This is a genomic window from Xanthomonas sp. NCPPB 2933 (assembly GCF_056725225.1).
Map to the genome: position 1 here is coordinate 1,493,623 of NZ_CM161518.1, position 16,448 is coordinate 1,510,070.

General features: G+C 66.7%; 13 protein-coding genes. 10 read left to right on the forward strand and 3 right to left on the reverse strand.

Translation table 11 applies throughout. The annotated features are described in order from the left end of the window. The first annotated feature begins 30 nt into the window (after positions 1-30). Entirely contained in the window at positions 31-1,545 is a 1,515-nt protein-coding gene (locus tag AC1PLU_RS06170) for a hypothetical protein (RefSeq protein ID WP_481107987.1), read from the forward strand. A 149-nt stretch (positions 1,546-1,694) separates the two neighbouring features. Here AC1PLU_RS06170 and AC1PLU_RS06175 read toward each other — a convergent pair whose 3' ends face one another. Next, a complete protein-coding gene (locus AC1PLU_RS06175; protein ID WP_481107988.1) occupies positions 1,695-3,797 on the reverse strand; it encodes a glycosyltransferase in 2,103 nt (700 codons plus the stop codon). Between the two features lie 95 nt (positions 3,798-3,892). Between AC1PLU_RS06175 and mrcB the strand changes: the two genes are divergently transcribed. The 5 genes from mrcB (at position 3,893) to AC1PLU_RS06200 (ending at position 10,831) form a co-directional block, all read left to right on the forward strand. Continuing rightward, complete coding sequence (mrcB, locus tag AC1PLU_RS06180; RefSeq protein ID WP_481107989.1) at positions 3,893-6,340, forward strand: penicillin-binding protein 1B; 2,448 nt, start codon at positions 3,893-3,895, stop codon at positions 6,338-6,340. 14 nt (positions 6,341-6,354) lie between these two features. Then, on the forward strand, positions 6,355-6,882 hold the full coding sequence (locus AC1PLU_RS06185; protein WP_317062125.1) for a hypothetical protein: 528 nt from the start codon (positions 6,355-6,357) through the stop codon (positions 6,880-6,882). A 280-nt stretch (positions 6,883-7,162) separates the two neighbouring features. Further along, complete coding sequence (yoaA, locus tag AC1PLU_RS06190; protein WP_481107990.1) at positions 7,163-9,169, forward strand: DNA repair helicase YoaA; 2,007 nt, start codon at positions 7,163-7,165, stop codon at positions 9,167-9,169. Between the two features lie 28 nt (positions 9,170-9,197). Continuing rightward, positions 9,198-9,917: a tRNA (adenosine(37)-N6)-threonylcarbamoyltransferase complex dimerization subunit type 1 TsaB gene (gene tsaB, locus AC1PLU_RS06195; RefSeq protein WP_481107991.1), complete on the forward strand. Its 720-nt coding sequence runs from the start codon at positions 9,198-9,200 to the stop codon at positions 9,915-9,917. A gap of 5 nt (positions 9,918-9,922) precedes the next feature. Next, positions 9,923-10,831: an ADP-ribosylglycohydrolase family protein gene (locus tag AC1PLU_RS06200; RefSeq protein ID WP_481107992.1), complete on the forward strand. Its 909-nt coding sequence runs from the start codon at positions 9,923-9,925 to the stop codon at positions 10,829-10,831. An 81-nt stretch (positions 10,832-10,912) separates the two neighbouring features. On the opposite strand, the gene AC1PLU_RS06205 is transcribed toward AC1PLU_RS06200, so the two are convergent. Then, positions 10,913-11,788 (reverse strand): energy transducer TonB, encoded by an 876-nt coding sequence (locus tag AC1PLU_RS06205; RefSeq protein ID WP_481107993.1) that lies wholly within the window; start codon positions 11,786-11,788, stop codon positions 10,913-10,915. Then, complete coding sequence (gshB, locus tag AC1PLU_RS06210; RefSeq protein ID WP_115040730.1) at positions 11,785-12,735, reverse strand: glutathione synthase; 951 nt, start codon at positions 12,733-12,735, stop codon at positions 11,785-11,787. Before gshB ends, AC1PLU_RS06205 begins: the two co-directional genes overlap by 4 nt. Before the next feature lie 236 nt (positions 12,736-12,971). Here gshB and pilG point away from each other — a divergent pair, with 236 nt between their 5' ends. Genes pilG through AC1PLU_RS06230 form a run of 4 tightly spaced genes read left to right on the forward strand, consistent with a single transcriptional unit; the run spans position 12,972 to position 16,359 of the window. Further along, the gene (pilG, locus tag AC1PLU_RS06215) at positions 12,972-13,373 is read left to right on the forward strand and encodes a twitching motility response regulator PilG (RefSeq protein ID WP_023904776.1); all 402 of its coding nucleotides are present in this window, start codon (positions 12,972-12,974) and stop codon (positions 13,371-13,373) included. A gap of 17 nt (positions 13,374-13,390) precedes the next feature. Next, positions 13,391-13,753 carry a response regulator gene (locus AC1PLU_RS06220; RefSeq protein WP_006450735.1) on the forward strand — a complete coding sequence of 121 codons (363 nt, stop codon included), beginning with the start codon at positions 13,391-13,393 and terminating at the stop codon, positions 13,751-13,753. Beyond that, a complete protein-coding gene (locus tag AC1PLU_RS06225; RefSeq protein ID WP_006450736.1) occupies positions 13,753-14,283 on the forward strand; it encodes a chemotaxis protein CheW in 531 nt (176 codons plus the stop codon). The genes AC1PLU_RS06220 and AC1PLU_RS06225 overlap by 1 nt, the downstream gene beginning before the upstream one ends. 39 nt (positions 14,284-14,322) lie before the next feature. Then, a complete protein-coding gene (locus AC1PLU_RS06230) occupies positions 14,323-16,359 on the forward strand; it encodes a methyl-accepting chemotaxis protein (protein WP_481094320.1) in 2,037 nt (678 codons plus the stop codon). The last annotated feature ends 89 nt before the right edge of the window (positions 16,360-16,448 follow it).

Sequence of the window (16,448 nt, forward strand, 5' to 3'; positions counted from 1 at the left end):
TCAGGTCGCGCCAAGGATGGACGCCACCGCATGCTCCCGCTTCCGCGCTGGGCCAGATCGCCCCGCCTCTGGGCGCCGTTGCGCAGCCGTGCGCTATGGCGCGTGGCATTGGTGCTTTGCGCATGCCTGCTGTTGACCACGATCGTAGTGCGCAAGCCGCTGGCCGATTGGCTGTGGCCTGATACGCGTATCCAGCAGCTGCTGCAACGGGGCAATGCGGCCTTGTCACGCGGCCAACTCAGTGCAGCCGATGGCAATGGCGCGCGCGAACTGTTTGCTGCCGCGCTCGCCTTGGACAGCGACCGCAGCGAAGCCCGTGCCGGACTGGCGCGCACCGGTGCCGCCGCAGTGGTGCAGGCGCGTGCGGCAATCGCGGCCGGGGACGCCGCCGGAGCGCAACGCACACTGGCGCTGGCGACTGCGCTGGAAGTGCCGCAAGCGCAGATCGCGCCAGTCACGCTGCGCTTGCGCGCGCTGCAGGCACGTCGCGCCGGGTTGGATGCCTTGTTCGCGCAGGCCGTGGCCGCGCAGCAACAAGGACGCCTGGATGGCACACCGGACAGTGCATTGCCGTTGTACCAGCGCATCCTGACCCTGGCGCCGGACCGCACCGATGCCTTGGAAGGGCGCGAAGACGCCTTGACCGATCTGCTGGCGCAGGCCCGCCATGCACTGGCGCGCGACGCGCTCGGCGATGCTGGGATGTTGCTGGCCGCTGCCAAGCGCTACGACGCCGGGCATGCCGATGTACCGCTGACCGAAGGCCACTACCACCGCGTGCTGGAGCAGCGCCGTCAACGCGCGGAAGGCTTGTTGCGGCGTGGTCGCCTGGCGCCGGCCGCACGCGATTTCAACGCCGTGCTGGCGGCCGAGCCAGACGACGCCGCAGCGCGTCGCGGGCTCGATCAGGTCGCGAGCGAATACGCCGCGCAGGCCAGCCGGCAGGCGGCGGATTTCCACTTCGACGCTGCGCTGCAATCGCTGCAGGAGGCGCGCGCCCTGGTGCCGGGCGCTGCATCGATCGCGCAGGCAGAACAGGCGATTGCGCGCGCACGCGATGCACAACGCAGTCCCGAAACCGGCTTGTCGCGTGGTGCACGTGAGCGCCGTCTGCGCGCGCTGCTGCAACGGGTGACAGATGCCGAAGCGCAGCAGCAATGGATGACCCCGCCCGGCGCCAGTGCCTACGACGCGGTGCGTGCAGCGCAGGCGCTGGCACCGCGCGATCCGCGCGTGCTGCAGGCCGCTGCGCGGGTGGCGCCGGCGAGCCAGCGCTGTTTCGAGGACGAGTTGCGCAACAACCGTCTGCGTGCCGCGCGCGGTTGTCTGGATGCGTGGCAGGCACTGACGCCGAACGGCGAGGCGCTGATCGGCGCGCGCCGACGTCTGGCCCAGCGCTGGATTGCGGTGGGCAGCGAGCGCCTGGGGCAGGAGGATGCGGCGTTCGCGCGGCGCGCGCAGGACGAGGCGCGTCAGCTGGATCCGGGGCTGCCGGAATTGATCGAGTTCACGCGCCGGGTCAAGGCGGTAGCTGAGCAGCGTTGAGGTGGAGGCCGCTTTTGACGGCGCTTCCTTGAGCGCGATGCCTGAGCGGCGCGCGGGGAATGGCGGCTCTGGCCACCAACTCCCGCTACGTGCCCGGCCCACGCTGGCAGCGCGGGTGTACCAAGGCACGCACGCCAGTGGCAGGCAACTCAAGCCTCGATAAACAACGCGCGTACCGTGCTACGCGCGGCATCCAGCGAAAAATGCTGCGCCACGTTGCGCAAGCCGTTGTCGGCCAGGCGCTGCCACAGCGCTGCATCCTGATGCAGGCGCACGATCGCAGCGGCGAATGCGTCGGCGTTATCTGCAACGCATACATCTTCGCCATCGCGCAGATGCATGCCTTCCACGGCGCAGGTAGTGCCGACCACTGGCTGCCCATGCGCCATGCTCAGATTGATCTTGCCCTTGACGCCGGCGCCGAAGCGCAATGGCGCCACCGCGATGCGCGCAGTGTCCATATACGGCACCAGATCCGGCACATGTCCGTGCAATTGCACGCCCGGGCACTCGGCGGCCAAGAGCTTCAGTGCCTCCGGCATATCCGCACCGATGCAGTGGAAGATTACGTCCGGCAACTGCGCACGCACCTGCGGGAAGATCGCGCTGATGAACCATTGCACCGCATCCACATTAGGCGGATGCCGGAAGCCGCCGACGAACACCAGGTCGCGACGTTGCGCGAAGGGATGACCGCTACCGGCCACTTCATGCAGATTGGAGAGCAGGGCGGTGCGGATCTGTGGCGCGTCCGCCTGCAACTGCGCCTGTTCGGCCGCCGAGACCAGCAAGGTGACGTCGGTGGCGGCCATGATCTCCAGTTCGCGCAGGCGAGTGCGCTCTGCCGCGCGCAGCAGATTGGCATCGCCAGCCAACTCCCCACCGCGGCGTTCGCGCAGGTAATGCAGATCGACGGTGTCGAACAGGGTGCGCGCCTGTGGTGCGTATTGTTTGAGCAACGGTAGGCAGGCATGCGCAACGTGATGGCGTACCAGCAGCACCACCGCAAAGCGCGCGCCATGTGTGCGTAGCCAGCTGCCGATGCCCTCCAGAAACGGCGCGTACCAGACTTCCACACCCAGTTGCTGCAGTGCCTGCGTATGTCGCCCGGCGTGTTCGCGGCGGGTGGGCACGAACACCACATGCGCGCCTTCTTCGCACAGCAGGCGGATCAGATTGAACTGCCGCAACGAGCCGGAATCGCGGTCCGGCTGCGGCACGCTCTCGTCCAGGATCAGTACCTGACGTTGGCCGCGATGCAGCAGCGCAGGCGCAGGCACCGTGCCGACCGGCAACTGCATTGCCAGCGCCTGCTGCCATTTTTCGGCGAACACGGCTTGATTGCGGACCTGATACGCCTTCACCCCGGTGCGAGTGTCGGTGCCGTTGCTGGTGCCTTCGTCATGCACCACCACACTGGCCGGCTGCACCAGCACCCGATACCCGGCCGCACGCACCGCAAACGCCAGATCGGTGTCTTCGTAGTACGCAGGCATGTAACGGCGATCCAGCCCGCCTAGCGTCTGCAGCAACGCGCGTGGCAGCGCAATTGCGGCGCCCGAGCAGTAGTCCATCGCACGCACATACGCGTAACGCGGATCGTCGGCCGATTCGAAGCGGCCGTAGCTCCAGGCGCTGCCATCGGCGAACACCACGCCGCCGGACTCCTGCAGGCGTCCGTCCGGATACACCAGTTGCGCGCCCACCAGACCGGCGCTGGGATGCTGCGCAAACGTGTTGATCAGCCGATCCAGCCAACCGGGTTGCGGAATGGTGTCGTTGTTGAGCAGCACCACGAAATCGCCACGCGCCAGCGCGATGCCGTCGTTGCAGGCGGCGATGAAACCGCCATTGCTGGTGCGCCGGTGGTAGTGCAGGCCCTGTACCTGCGTCAGCTGCGCTTCGGTGGCATCGCTGCTGCCGTCGTCCACCACCACAATTTCCACATCCAGCTGCGGTGGATGTGCGGCCAGCGCGCGCAAACAGGCAAGCGTGTGTGCGATGTGGTTGTAGACCGGAATCACCAACGTCACGCGCGGCGCGGCGCTATGCGGCACCGCAAACGCGGCAAAGGGTGCGGGGCCCGGCAACCACAGCGGCGTGCCGAGCGCGACCGGCGGCGCCTGCGTGTGCACGCGAATGCGCTGCCAGGTGGCGCGCCAGCCGCGTGTGCGCATGCTCGCCACGCTGCGGTGGATCAGCCCAAGCACGCGATTGAACAGATAGCGTGCATCGGCCAGGGACATCGACATCGCGTTGAAACTCCAGCTTAAGTCAAAGGGTCCGGCTGACCACAACCACCACAGCGCTGCGCTAGACTCGCCGGACTCTACATTCTCGCATCCCTGTGCCCCGACGCCACGACGACCACGACGCTCCCGACGATTTCGAGGACGACACCAACGAGCAAGGCTCCCGCTGGCAACGCAGGCTGATTGTCTGGGCCTTTGCGGCATTCGCGCTGGCGCTTGGTTTTCTGATTCCCTACACGGTGTATCTGAACAAGCAGGTCACCCAGCGTTTCGGCGAGCTGCGTTGGCAGATCCCGACCCGCGTGTACGGGCGGCCATTGGTGCTGGTGCCCGGCGATGCGCTGGATGCGGCCACCTTGAAGACCGAGCTGGATGCAGCCTCGTACCGTGACGATGGTCAAGCCAAACTGGCCGGCACCTATCAGCAGGACGGCAGTCGCTTCACCATCGCCAGCCGCGGCTATATCGATGTGGACGGGCGCGTGCCCGCGAAGCGCGTGGAAGTCAGCCTCTCCGGTGGGCGTGTGGCCAGCCTGCGCGATGCCGGCGACCGCAAGGCGCTGAAGAGTGCGCGCCTGGATCCGGCGCGCATCGCCACGCTGTACGGGCAGAAGCAGGAAGAGCGCCGCCTGGTGCGCATGGAAGAAGTGCCCGAGCTGCTGGTCACCGGCCTGCAGGCGGTCGAGGACCGCGACTTCAACAGCCACCACGGCATCGACCTGAGCGGCATGGTGCGTGCGGCCTGGATCATGGCGCGCTCCGGCGGCCAGGTGCGGCAGGGCGCCAGCACCTTGACCCAGCAGCTGGCACGCAGCGGCCTGCTCGGCATCGGCAAGGAACAGACGATTACCCGCAAGTTCAACGAAATTCTGTATGCCGTGATCATGGAGGCGCGTTACGACAAGCGCACCATCCTGGAGGCCTATCTCAATCAGGTGTATCTGGGACAGCGCGGCGGGCAGGCGATCCACGGCGTGTCCTCCGGTGCGGAGCTGTGGTTCGGCCGCGAGCTCAACTCGATGACCACCGAGCAGATCGCGCTGCTGATCGGGTTGGTCAAGGGGCCGTCGTATTACGACCCGCGGCGTAACCCGGAGCGTGCGCTGGATCGACGCAATTTCGTGCTGGGCAAACTGCACGAAAACAACCTGATCGACGCGGCCGAGTACAAGCGCGCACTGGCCGAACCGTTGGGCGTGCCCAAGGAACCCGGTCTGGTCGCCGCCAATCGCTTCCCGGCCTACGTGGATCTGGTGCGGCGCCAGCTGGCGCACGATTACCCGGAAGGCGTGCTGCAAGGCGCCGGCATGAGCGTGCTCACCGGCATGTCGCCGTCCGCGCAGGCGTACGCCGAAGGCGCGGTGACCGGCACCATCAAGCGGCTGGACAACAAGAAGCGCCCGCCGCTGCAGGCCGGCCTGGTGCTCACCGATGTGCATAACGGCGATGTGCTGGCGGTGGTCGGCAGCCGCGATGTGGCCAAGCCCGGCTTCAATCGCGCCGTCGAAGCACAGCGGCAGGTTGGCTCGTTGCTCAAGCCGTTCGTGTATTTGCTGGCATTGGCCTCGCCGGATCGCTGGGCGTTGTCCAGCTGGGTCGACGATGCACCGGTGACGGTGCAGCTCAGCCGTGGCAAGACCTGGTCGCCGGGCAATTCCGACAACCGCAGTCACGGCACGGTGCGGCTGATCGATGCGCTGGCGCATTCCTACAACCAGGCCACGGTACGCGTGGGCATGCAGGTCGGCCCGGAGCGCATCGCGCAGCTGATCCAGGTGCTGGCCGGCATCAAGGCCGACACCAATCCCTCGCTGATCCTGGGTGCCACCGATCAGAGTCCGTACGGCATGGCCCAGCTGTATCAGTTCCTGGCCGCCGGTGGCGAGATCCAGCCGCTGCATGCGGTGCGCGGCGTGCTCGACCCGCAGGGCAAGCTGCTCAAGCGCTACGACAAGACCCCGGCCCCGGCGCAGGAAGGTGATTCGGTGGCTGCCAACCTGATCAGCATCGCCTTGCAGCAAGTGGTGAGCGGCGGTACCGCGCGGCAACTGCTGGGCGATGGCCTGGGCCGGCTGTCGCCGGCCGGCAAGACCGGGACCTCCAACGACGGCCGCGACAGCTGGTATGCCGGCTATACCGGCGACCACCTGGCGGTGATCTGGATGGGCAACGATCAGAACGAGCAGACCGGCCTGTACGGTGCCACCGGCGCGATGCGGGTGTGGTCGAGCATCTTCGCGCGGCTGCCGAGTGCGCCGTTGAAGGTCAGCGGCAAGGGCCTGGATTGGCAGTGGGTGGATGCGGCCGGCACCGGCGTGACCGACCCCGGTTGCCCGGGCGCGCGCCAGTTCCCGTTCGTGGTCGGGTTCACGCCGGCCTACGCCCCGTGTGCCGGCAATGCACCGTCGATCGAAGGCGCGCCCGGCGATCCTGAAGCGCCTGCCGAACAATCCGGCGGGGGTGGCTGGCGCCGCTTCTTCGGTCTGGACAAAAAGCCGGAAGAACCCGCGCAAGCGCCTGCCTCGCCCCCGCCCGCGCATTGAATTGGAGTGACCTCATGAACCGACTGCACCGCCTCCTTGCCCTTTTCGGCGTGCTTGCCGCGCTGTCTGCCTGCGTCAGTGCGCCGCCCGCGCCGCCGCCGCCGACACCTGTGGACCCGACCACCCCGACACAGCGGCTGTTGCTGATCGAACGCGAGGCCGGCGTCGACGACACCGAACTGTCGGTGCAGCCGCTGCGCGACCCGCAGGTGGACGATCTGCGCGAGACCGCCAAGGCCAAGCGCCAGGCTGGCGATCTCGCCGGCGCCGCTGCGGCGCTGGATCAGGCGTTGGGTCTGGTCGCCGGCGACCCGGCGGTGCTGCAGGAGCGTGCGGAAGTTTCCGTGCTGCAGGCCGATTGGCCGGCCGCCGAGCGCTTTGCCAAACAGGCCATCGAACTGGGTTCCAAGACCGGCCCGCTGTGCCGTCGTCACTGGGCCACCATCGAGCAGTCGCGGATTGCTCGTGGCGAAAAAGAAAATGCCGCCTCGGCCAAGGTGCAGATTGCCGGGTGCACGGTGCCTGGTGTGAAGCGGTACTGATTGCAGTAATCAAGCCGGCTGCGCTCACCGCCAGGCGGGCGCGGTCGGCGCTTGGTGCAGCTGGTGTCACTGGCGCGCATCGGTGGTTGGAAAGCTGCCCCCTGCTGATGTGAATGCTGCTCGCTGCGTTATGCAGGCCGTCTGAGGTGATGCAGGCACGGGAGGGTGGCTGTTGCTGGCGCAATGGCGCTAGTCCGCACTCCATAAAGCGCAATCCAGGCAGCATCACTGCACACGCGCTAGGCTGTCTCGCTTCTGTATCCCGTCTCTGTTCGGTCTCATGTCCCAACTTGCCACTGCCAGCATCGAGGCGCTCAGCGAGGGCGGGGCGCTTGCGCGTCAGCTCGATGCGTTTGCGCCGCGTGCCGCGCAGTTGCGCCTGACCGGCGCCATCGCCGAGGCGTTCGAGCAGCGCGATGTGCTGTTGGCAGAGGCCGGCACCGGGACCGGCAAGACCTACGCCTATCTGGTGCCGGTGCTGCTGTCCGGGCTCAAGACCATCATCTCGACCGGCACCCGCGCGCTGCAGGACCAGTTGTTCCATCGCGATCTGCCGCGCGTACGTGCCGCGTTGGGCATTGGCCTGCGCAGCGCACTGCTGAAAGGGCGCGCGAATTATCTGTGCAAGTACCGCACCCAACAGGCGCGCGGCGAACCGCGTCTTTCTACGCCCGAACAGGTCTCGCAGTTCCATCGCATCGTTGCCTGGAGCGGGCGTACCCAGTTCGGCGACATGGCCGAGATGGAAGCCCTGCCGGACGACTCGCCACTGCTGCCGCTGGTGACTTCCACGGTCGACAACTGCCTGGGCACCGAATGCCCGTTTTACAGCGAGTGTTTTGTGGTGCAGGCGCGTCAGCGCGCGCAGGCCGCCGATCTGGTGGTGGTCAATCATCATCTGCTGCTGGCCGATCTGGCGCTCAAGCAGGAAGGCTTCGGCGAGATCCTGCCCGGCGCGCAGGCCTTCGTCATCGACGAAGCGCATCAGCTGCCGGAACTGGCGGCGAACTTCTTTGGTGAAAGTTTCGGCATGCGGCCCTGGCAGGAGCTGGCCCGCGATTGCATGGTCGAAGCGCGACTGGTGGCCGGCGCGCAGGCAAGCTTGCAGGAACCGATTCTCGCCCTGGACGAAGCGTTGCGCGGCCTGCGCTCAGGCATGGAAGGCCTGCCGCCACGCGGCACCCAATGGCGCGCGCTGGCCAAGCCGCAGGTGCGCGAGGGCTTCGATGCAGTGCTGTCGTCGCTGGCGCGGTTGGGCGAGGCCTTGCTGCCGTTGCGCGAGGCATCGCCCGGGTTCGATGGCTGCTCTGCACGCGCGCAGGAAGCGCTCGCGCGGCTGTCGCGGTGGCTGGGCGAAGACGCGCCGGTGCTGGATTTTGCGCAGGAATTGCCAGACACCGTCGACAACGATGTGCTGTGGTACGAGCTGAGCCCGCGCGGTTTCCGCTGCCAACGCACGCCGCTGGATGTCTCCGGCCCGCTGCGCGAACACCGCGAAAAATCGCACGCGGCGTGGGTGTTCACCTCGGCCACGTTGGCGGTGGGCGGCGAGTTTGACCACATCGCGCAGCGCCTGGGCTTGAGCGATCCGGTGACCTTGCTGCAGCCCAGTCCCTTCGATTGGGCGCGCCAGGCGCTGTGCTATCTGCCGCCGCATCTGCCCGATCCGGCAGCGCGCGGCTTCGGGACGGCGCTGATCGCCGCGCTGACGCCGGTGCTGGAAGCCTCCAATGGCCGCGCATTCCTGTTGTTCGCTTCGCACCGCGCGCTGCGCGAAGCGGCCGAAGCATTGCGCGGTGCGCCGTGGCCGTTGTTCGTGCAAGGCGAAGCGCCGCGCGCCACGTTACTGCAGCGTTTCCGCACTTCCGGCAACGGCGTGCTGCTGGGGTCGGCCAGCTTCCGCGAGGGCGTGGATGTGGTCGGCGATGCCTTGAGCGTGGTGGTGATCGACAAGCTGCCGTTTGCCGCGCCCGACGACCCGGTGTTCGAAGCGCGCCTGGATGCGATCCGCCGCGAGGGCGGCAACCCGTTCCGCGACGAGCAATTGCCGCAAGCGGTGATCGCGCTGAAGCAGGGCGTGGGCCGGCTGATTCGCAGCGAGACCGATCGCGGCGTGCTGGTGCTGTGCGACCCGCGGCTGTTGAACAAGGGCTACGGCCGCACCTTCATGAACTCGCTGCCGCCGTTTGCGCGCACCCGCGAGATCGGCGATGTGCGCGCGTTTTTTGGCGTCGCCGAGCCGGTGGGCGACAATGTCGTGCTCGCGTTGCCGTTCGGCGACGCGTGAGCTTCCCCTTCCTGCCTGCGGTCCTGTCATGAAAGTCCTCGCATTCGAGACCTCCACCGAAGCCTGTTCCGTCGCGCTGCATGTGGATGGCCGCGTGCTTGAGCGCTTCGAACTGGCGCCGCGCCGCCACGCCGAGCTGGCGCTGCCGTGGGCCGAGCAACTGCTGGCCGACGCAGGCATCGCGCGCCGCCAGCTGGATGCGATTGCGGTCGGCCGTGGCCCCGGTGCCTTCACCGGTGTGCGCCTGGCGATCGGCATCGCGCAAGGCATCGCCCTGGGCCTTGATGTACCGGTGCTGGCCGTCTCTACGCTGCAAGTATTGGCCTTGCGCGCACCCGCCGATGCGACACAGGTACTGGCCTGCATCGATGCGCGCATGGGCGAGGTGTATGCCGGCGTGTTCGAGCGCCGCGGCGACACGCTGCTGGAACTGGCGCCGGAAGTGGTCTGTGCACCGGACGCCTTGGTTCTGCCGAATACGCTTCAACGTTTTGCCGGTGTGGGCACCGGATTCGCCGCTGCCGAGGCACTGCTGCAACAGCGATTCTCAGCGCAGCTGACCAGCGTCGATGCAGCCGCGCTCCCGCACGCCGCCGATCTGCTCACGCTCGCCGTGCCGGCGCTGCTGCGTGGCGAAGGCGTGGCACCGGAGCGGGTCGAACCAGCCTATCTGCGCGACAACGTTGCGCTGACCCTGGTCGAGCAGCAGGCCGCACGCGCTGCAAAGGCAGCCGGCGCCGCGCCGTGACGACAATGGATCCCCAGCGCGCACGTTTCCGCGGCTGCCTACTGGGCCTGGCGGTGGGCGATGCGCTCGGCACCACGCTCGAATTCTGCGCGCCGGGCAGTTTCACGCCGATCGACGACATGCGCGGCGGCGGCCCGTTCGCACTGCGCGCCGGGCAATGGACCGACGACACCTCGATGGCCTTGTGTCTGGCGCACAGCCTGCTATATCGGCAGGGATTCGACGCGGCCGACCAGATGAATCGCTATTGCAACTGGTACCAGCACGGTTACCTCAGCAGCACCGGCGCCTGTTTCGATATCGGTGGCACCGTGCGGCAGGCGCTGGAGCGCTATCTGGATGGCGGCCCGGCCTTCAGTGGCAGTGCCGATCCGCGCTCGGCCGGCAATGGCTCGTTGATGCGGTTGGCGCCGGTGGCCATGTATTACGCGCACCACCCCGGCGAATTGGGCGAGCGCGCCGCCGACAGCTCGCGCACCACGCATGCCGCTGCCGAGGCAGTGGATGCCTGCAGGTTGTTCGCGTTCCAATTGCGTGCAGCGCTGCTCGGCCGCACGCGGCAGGCGGTGCTGCAGACGCCGTGCGCGGCATTGTCGACACCGGCAGTGCGCGCGCTGGCAACGCGCGATCATGCGGCCGTTTCGGCAGCGCAGATCCGTGGCACGGGCTACGTAGTCGATTCGCTGTCGGCGGCGTTGTGGTGCTTTGCCACCACCGACACCTTTGCCGATGCGGTGCTGCGTGCGGCCAATCTTGGCGACGATGCCGACACCACGGCGGCCATCTGCGGACAGCTGGCCGGTGCGTTCTATGGCATCGACGGAATTCCCGTCGCCTGGCGCGAGCGTGTGCAGGATGCGGGCGAGATCGTGGCGTTGGCCGATCAGCTGTATGCAGCTGCGGTGGTCGGGTAACGGTATGGGCAGCGCAGCTGTCTAACGCAGTCCGCTGAAGCAAGCCGTAGAAAAACGCGTTTCGATCAAACGCGAAACACCTCAGCGATCGTCGTGCAGCTCGCCGCCGGGCAAAAACAACCATGTGCGCGTGACCTGCAGGATATCCACATCGTCCTTGGTGTTGGGTAGCGGCGGGAACGGTTGCGCCAGCTGCACCACGCGCAGCGCCGCGGCATCCAGCGCCGGGGTGCCGCTGGAGATCAGCACGCGGCTGCTTTCCACGCTGCCGTCGCGGCGTACGCCCACGCTGATGACCACCTTGCCGCCGAGTCGGCGCCGGCGCGCTTCATCCGGGTAATTGAGATTGCCGACGCGCTCGGCGCGGTCCACCCACGCACGCAGATAGTTGGCGTACGCATATTCGCGCGTGCTGGCCGAGACGAACTTGCGATTGGGACGCTTGGCGTATTGCTCCGAGCGCAGATGCACCTCTGCCGCGAGCCGGGCCATTTCCGCGTCGCGCTGCACGCGTTGCGCGTCGGCCGGGGTGAGTGGGTCGGTCTGCGGATTCGGTTGCGGGGTCGGCACGGTCTGCTCGCCGCGGCGACTGGCGACCACGCGCGTCTGCGTTGGCTCGGGCGCCTGCACCGTGGTGGCGCGCTGCGCCTGCGCTGCCAGCCCACTGCGGTCCTGCGGCACCACGCCGGGCTGGCTGTCGCGTGGGCGCTGCGCGGTGGCGTGATTGCCGCCGCCCTGCTGATTGGCCTGGGCCAGGAAATCGGCCTGCTTGGGCGTCAGCGGGGTGCTGGTCTGGCTGAAGATCACATCCAGCGTCGGCACCAGCGGCGCGTCTTCGCTGACCGCAAAGCCCACGCCCAGGATCAGCACGCCGTGCAGCAGCAACGAGATCACCAGCGTCGTGGTCAGCCGCCGGCGCTCGTCCATGGGGGCCGGCAGTGCTGCAACCGCGCTCATTGCGCAGCGCCGGCCTCGATCGCGTCGAACAGCAGCCCGGCGATGTTCAAACCGAACTGCGCATCCAGCTCGCGCACGCAGGTCGGGCTGGTGACGTTGACCTCGGTCAGGTAATCGCCGATCACATCCAGGCCGACGAAGCGCATGCCGCGGCGGCGCATTTCCGGGCCGACCTGCGCGGCGATCCAGCGGTCGCGCTCGGACAGCGGCCGGCCTTCGCCACGTCCGCCGGCGGCCAGGTTGCCGCGGAATTCATCGCCCTGCGGAATCCGCGCCAGGCAGTAGTCCACCGGCACGCCATCCACCAGCAGGATGCGCTTGTCGCCAGCGGTGATGTCGGGGATGAAGCGCTGCGCAAGGGTCAGGTTGCGGTTGCCGTCGGTCAACGTCTCCAGGATCACGTTGAGGTTGGGATCGCCGGTGCCGCTGCGGAAGATCGAGCGCCCGCCCATACCGTCCAGCGGCTTGAGCACGGCTTGCCCATGTTCCAGCACGAAGGCCTTCAGCGCCGCCGCATCGCGGCTGACCAGCGTCGGCGGGCAGCATTGCGGAAACAGCAGCGCAGCCAGCTTCTCGTTGTAATCGCGCAGACCCTGCGGGTCGTTGACCACCTGCGCGCCAGCGCGCTGGGCGACGCTCAGCACCTGGGTGTCGTAGATGAACTCCGCATCCACCGGCGGGTCCTTGCGCATCAGCACCACCTGGCCGGGACCGAACGCCAGCTCGGCGAATTCCCCCAGCGTGAACCAGCTGGCGGTGTCTTCGCGCACGCTCAGGGGTGCGACCTGCGCCACCGCGCGTCCGTCGCGCAGGCTGAGTCCGCCGGGGCGCACATACTGCAAACGGTGGCCACGGCGCTGGGCTTCCAGCAACATGGCGAAGGTAGTGTCTTTGGCGATTTTGATGGAGGCGATGGGATCCATCACCACAACGACGTCGAGCGACATGGGACTAAACCTTTCGAACAGACTGCCGATGGTAACTTCAAGCGGTGGGCGATGGCGCGCCTGGCGGGTCGTAGTGCGCGACTAGCCGGTCTTGACGCACCCAGACGCGGTCGGAACGTCCGCCTGGCGGGGCCCCGGCAATGCGCCCTTGACAGTCAATGCGGGTCTTGGGATATACATGCAGTTTCGTAGCGACGACGGAAAGGAAGAAGCGTTGCACGTCCGGGGATATTTGCATGAGTGAACACATTGCTGCGGGTGGGGAACTCGCAGGACTGAAGGTGATGGTCATCGACGATTCGAAGACTATTCGCCGCACCGCCGAAACGCTGCTCAAGCGAGAAGGGTGTGAAGTAGTGACAGCAACGGATGGTTTCGAGGCACTGGCCAAAATTGCAGACCAGCAACCTCAGATCATTTTTGTCGACATCATGATGCCGCGCCTGGATGGGTACCAGACGTGCGCGTTGATCAAGGGCAACCAGCTCTTCAAGTCGACGCCGGTGATCATGTTGTCGTCCAAGGATGGCCTGTTCGACAAGGCACGCGGCCGCATCGTCGGCTCCGAGCAATATCTGACCAAGCCATTCACCCGTGAAGAATTACTGAGCGCGATTCGCACGTACGTCCACGCCTGACCAGGGGGAAAGGCAACATGGCTCGAATTATATTGATCGAGGACTCGCCCACCGACCGGGCAGTCTTCAGTCAATGGCTGGAAAAAGCAGGCCATACGGTCGTCGCCACCGACAACGCCGAAGCGGGACTTGAGCTGATTCGCAGCCAGGCGCCCGATCTGGTGTTGATGGATGTGGTGCTGCCCGGCATGAGCGGCTTCCAGGCAACGCGTGCACTTGCACGCGACCAGGCCACCAAGGACATCCCCGTGCTGCTGGTCAGCACCAAGGGCATGGAAACCGACAAGGCCTGGGGTTTGCGACAAGGTGCCAGCGACTACATCGTCAAGCCACCGCGCGAAGACGATCTGATCGCCCGCATCAAACAACTGGTGCGTTGATGCGTTCTCCATTCGACATTCTTGAAGACTACGAGCGTCGTAGTCTCGCGCACGCCACCGCGCTGCCGGAACGCCAGTTCTCGGCCGATATCTGGCGAGGCGTCGGGTATCGCGTCGGTACCCGGCGCCTGGTCTCGGATTTCCGCGAAGTGGCGGAAATCGTGCCGATGCCGCCGGTCACCCCGGTGCCGGGTGCACAGCCCTGGCTGCTGGGCGTGGGCAACCTGCGCGGCAATCTGTTTCCGGTGATCGATCTGAAGCAGTTCCTGGAGGGCCGGCGCACGGTGCTGCAGGAAGGCCAGCGTGTGCTGATCATGCGCCAGAGCGGTGGCGACGTCGCACTGACCATCGATGAGTTGTACGGCCAGCGCAGCTTCGAGCAGGTCCAGGCGGTCGAACCCGGCGAGTTGGCGCAAGGCCGCTACGCCCATTTCATTGAACGTGCCTTTCGCAACGAGACGCAGGACTGGGGTGTGTTCTCCCTGGCGTTGCTGTCACGCACTCCTGAATTCCGGCAGGCCGCGGCCTAAGCCGCGACCCCGCCACGTCATACAGATCGAGGTCGAACCATGAGTACCGCCCCGGACGCCCGCAAGACCAACAAGCTCGGCAGCGTCAGCACCAGCTTCTGGCTTGGCTTGCTGGTGTTGTCGATGATCGTGTTTGGCGCCAACACCGGCGTGGCCACCTGGCAGGGCAGCCGCCTTGCCGGCGCCGGCACCGGTGCGGCCGATCTGCAGGTGCTGTCGCAGCAGCTGGCCAACCAGGGCCGCGAAGCGGTCTCCGGTGATGCGAAGGCATTTGCCACGTTCAAGGAGACCAAGAGCCGCATCGACAGCACGGTCAGCGAACTGGATGGCCGTTACGGCCAGGAAGGCTCGGTGGCCAGCTCAATGGCGCAGCTCAAGGCGACCTGGGTGCCGCTGAGCAAGAACGCCGATCAGATCATCGCCAGCGAACCGGCGGTGCTCGGTCTGGCCGGCAACGCCGAGCGCTTCTCCGGCAGCGTGCCGCAGTTGCAGGCGCAGTTGAACGAAGTGGTGCGCGCGATGACGGTCAGCGGCGCGCCGGCCTCGCAGATCTACAACACGCTGCAGCAGGTGGTGGTCGCCGGCACCATGGCGCGTCGGGTCACCGAAATGCGCGCCGGTGGCGCCAATGCGGCGGCCTCCGGCGATGCGCTGGCCCGCGACTCGGTGGTGTTCACGCAGATGCTCGAAGGCCTGCGCACCGGCAACGACGAACTGGGCATCGCTGCGGTGCGCAACCCGGCCGCGCTGTCGGCGCTGGAGCAGTCGCAGGCGCAGTGGACGACGATGAAGAAGGACATCGACGCCATCCTCGCCACCTCGCGCAATCTGTTCGCCGCGCAGTCCTCCGCTGCCGCCCTGACCGTCGGTTCGAACAAGATGCTCGACGACAGCAAGAAGCTGTTCGACGCGTTCTCGGCGTTCGGGTCGGTGCGCGACACGCGCCTGTTCCCGAATTTCTGGCTGGGTGTGGTGTCCGGCCTGGTGGCGTTGCTGGCCATCATCGGTTTCGTCTGGAGCTCGGTGCGGGTGCGCTCGCGCGAGCAGGACGTGCGCTACCAGGCGCAGGTGGAATTCAACAGCCGCAACCAGCAGGCGATCATGCGGTTGCTGGACGAAATCAGCTCGCTCGGTGAGGGCGACCTGACCGTCAAGGCCTCGGTGACCGAGGACATGACCGGCGCGATCGCAGACGCCATCAACTACGCCGTGGACGAGCTGCGCCACCTGGTGACCACGATCAACGACACCTCGGCGAAAGTGGCCGTGTCGACCCAGGAAACCCAGGCCACGGCGATGCAGCTGGCCGACGCGGCCGGCCAGCAGGCCAACCAGATCACCACTGCCTCCGAGCGCATCAGCGAAATCGCCGCCAGCATCGAACAGGTCTCGCGCAACTCCACCGAGTCGGCCGAAGTGGCGCAGCGCTCGGTGGTGATCGCCGCCGAAGGTGCCGGCGTGGTGCGCGAGACGATCCAGGGCATGGACCAGATCCGCGACCAGATCCAGGAAACCTCCAAGCGCATCAAACGGTTGGGCGAATCCTCGCAGGAGATCGGCTCGATCGTGGAACTGATCAACGACATTTCCGAGCAGACCAACATCCTGGCGCTCAACGCCGCGGTGCAGGCGGCCTCGGCGGGCGAAGCCGGTCGCGGTTTTGCCGTGGTGGCCGACGAAGTGCAGCGTCTGGCAGAACGCACCTCCGGCGCGACCCGGCGGATCGAAGGCCTGGTGCAGACCATTCAGGCCGATACCAACGAAGCGGTCAGCTCGATGGAGCAGACCACCTCCGAAGTGGTATCCGGTGCACGCCTGGCCGAAGACGCCGGTACCGCGTTGACCGAAATCGAGCGCGTGTCCAACGCACTGAATAATTTGATCAAGAACATCTCCATCGCCGCGCACCAGCAGTCGGCCGCAGCGACGGATATCACACAGACCATGGGCGTGATCCGTCAGATCACCAGCCAGACATCGCAGGGTGCGGAGAAGACAGCCAAATCGATCGGCAACCTGGCCGAGCTCGCTGCCGACCTGCGCCGTTCGGTCGCCGACTTCAAGCTGCCGGCGTGACCACGACGCGCAACGGGAAAGGATCACAGCAGATGGCGCGTAGTCGCGTTACGTCGATGCAGGAACAGACCGGTCGCCGCGTGAGCGGT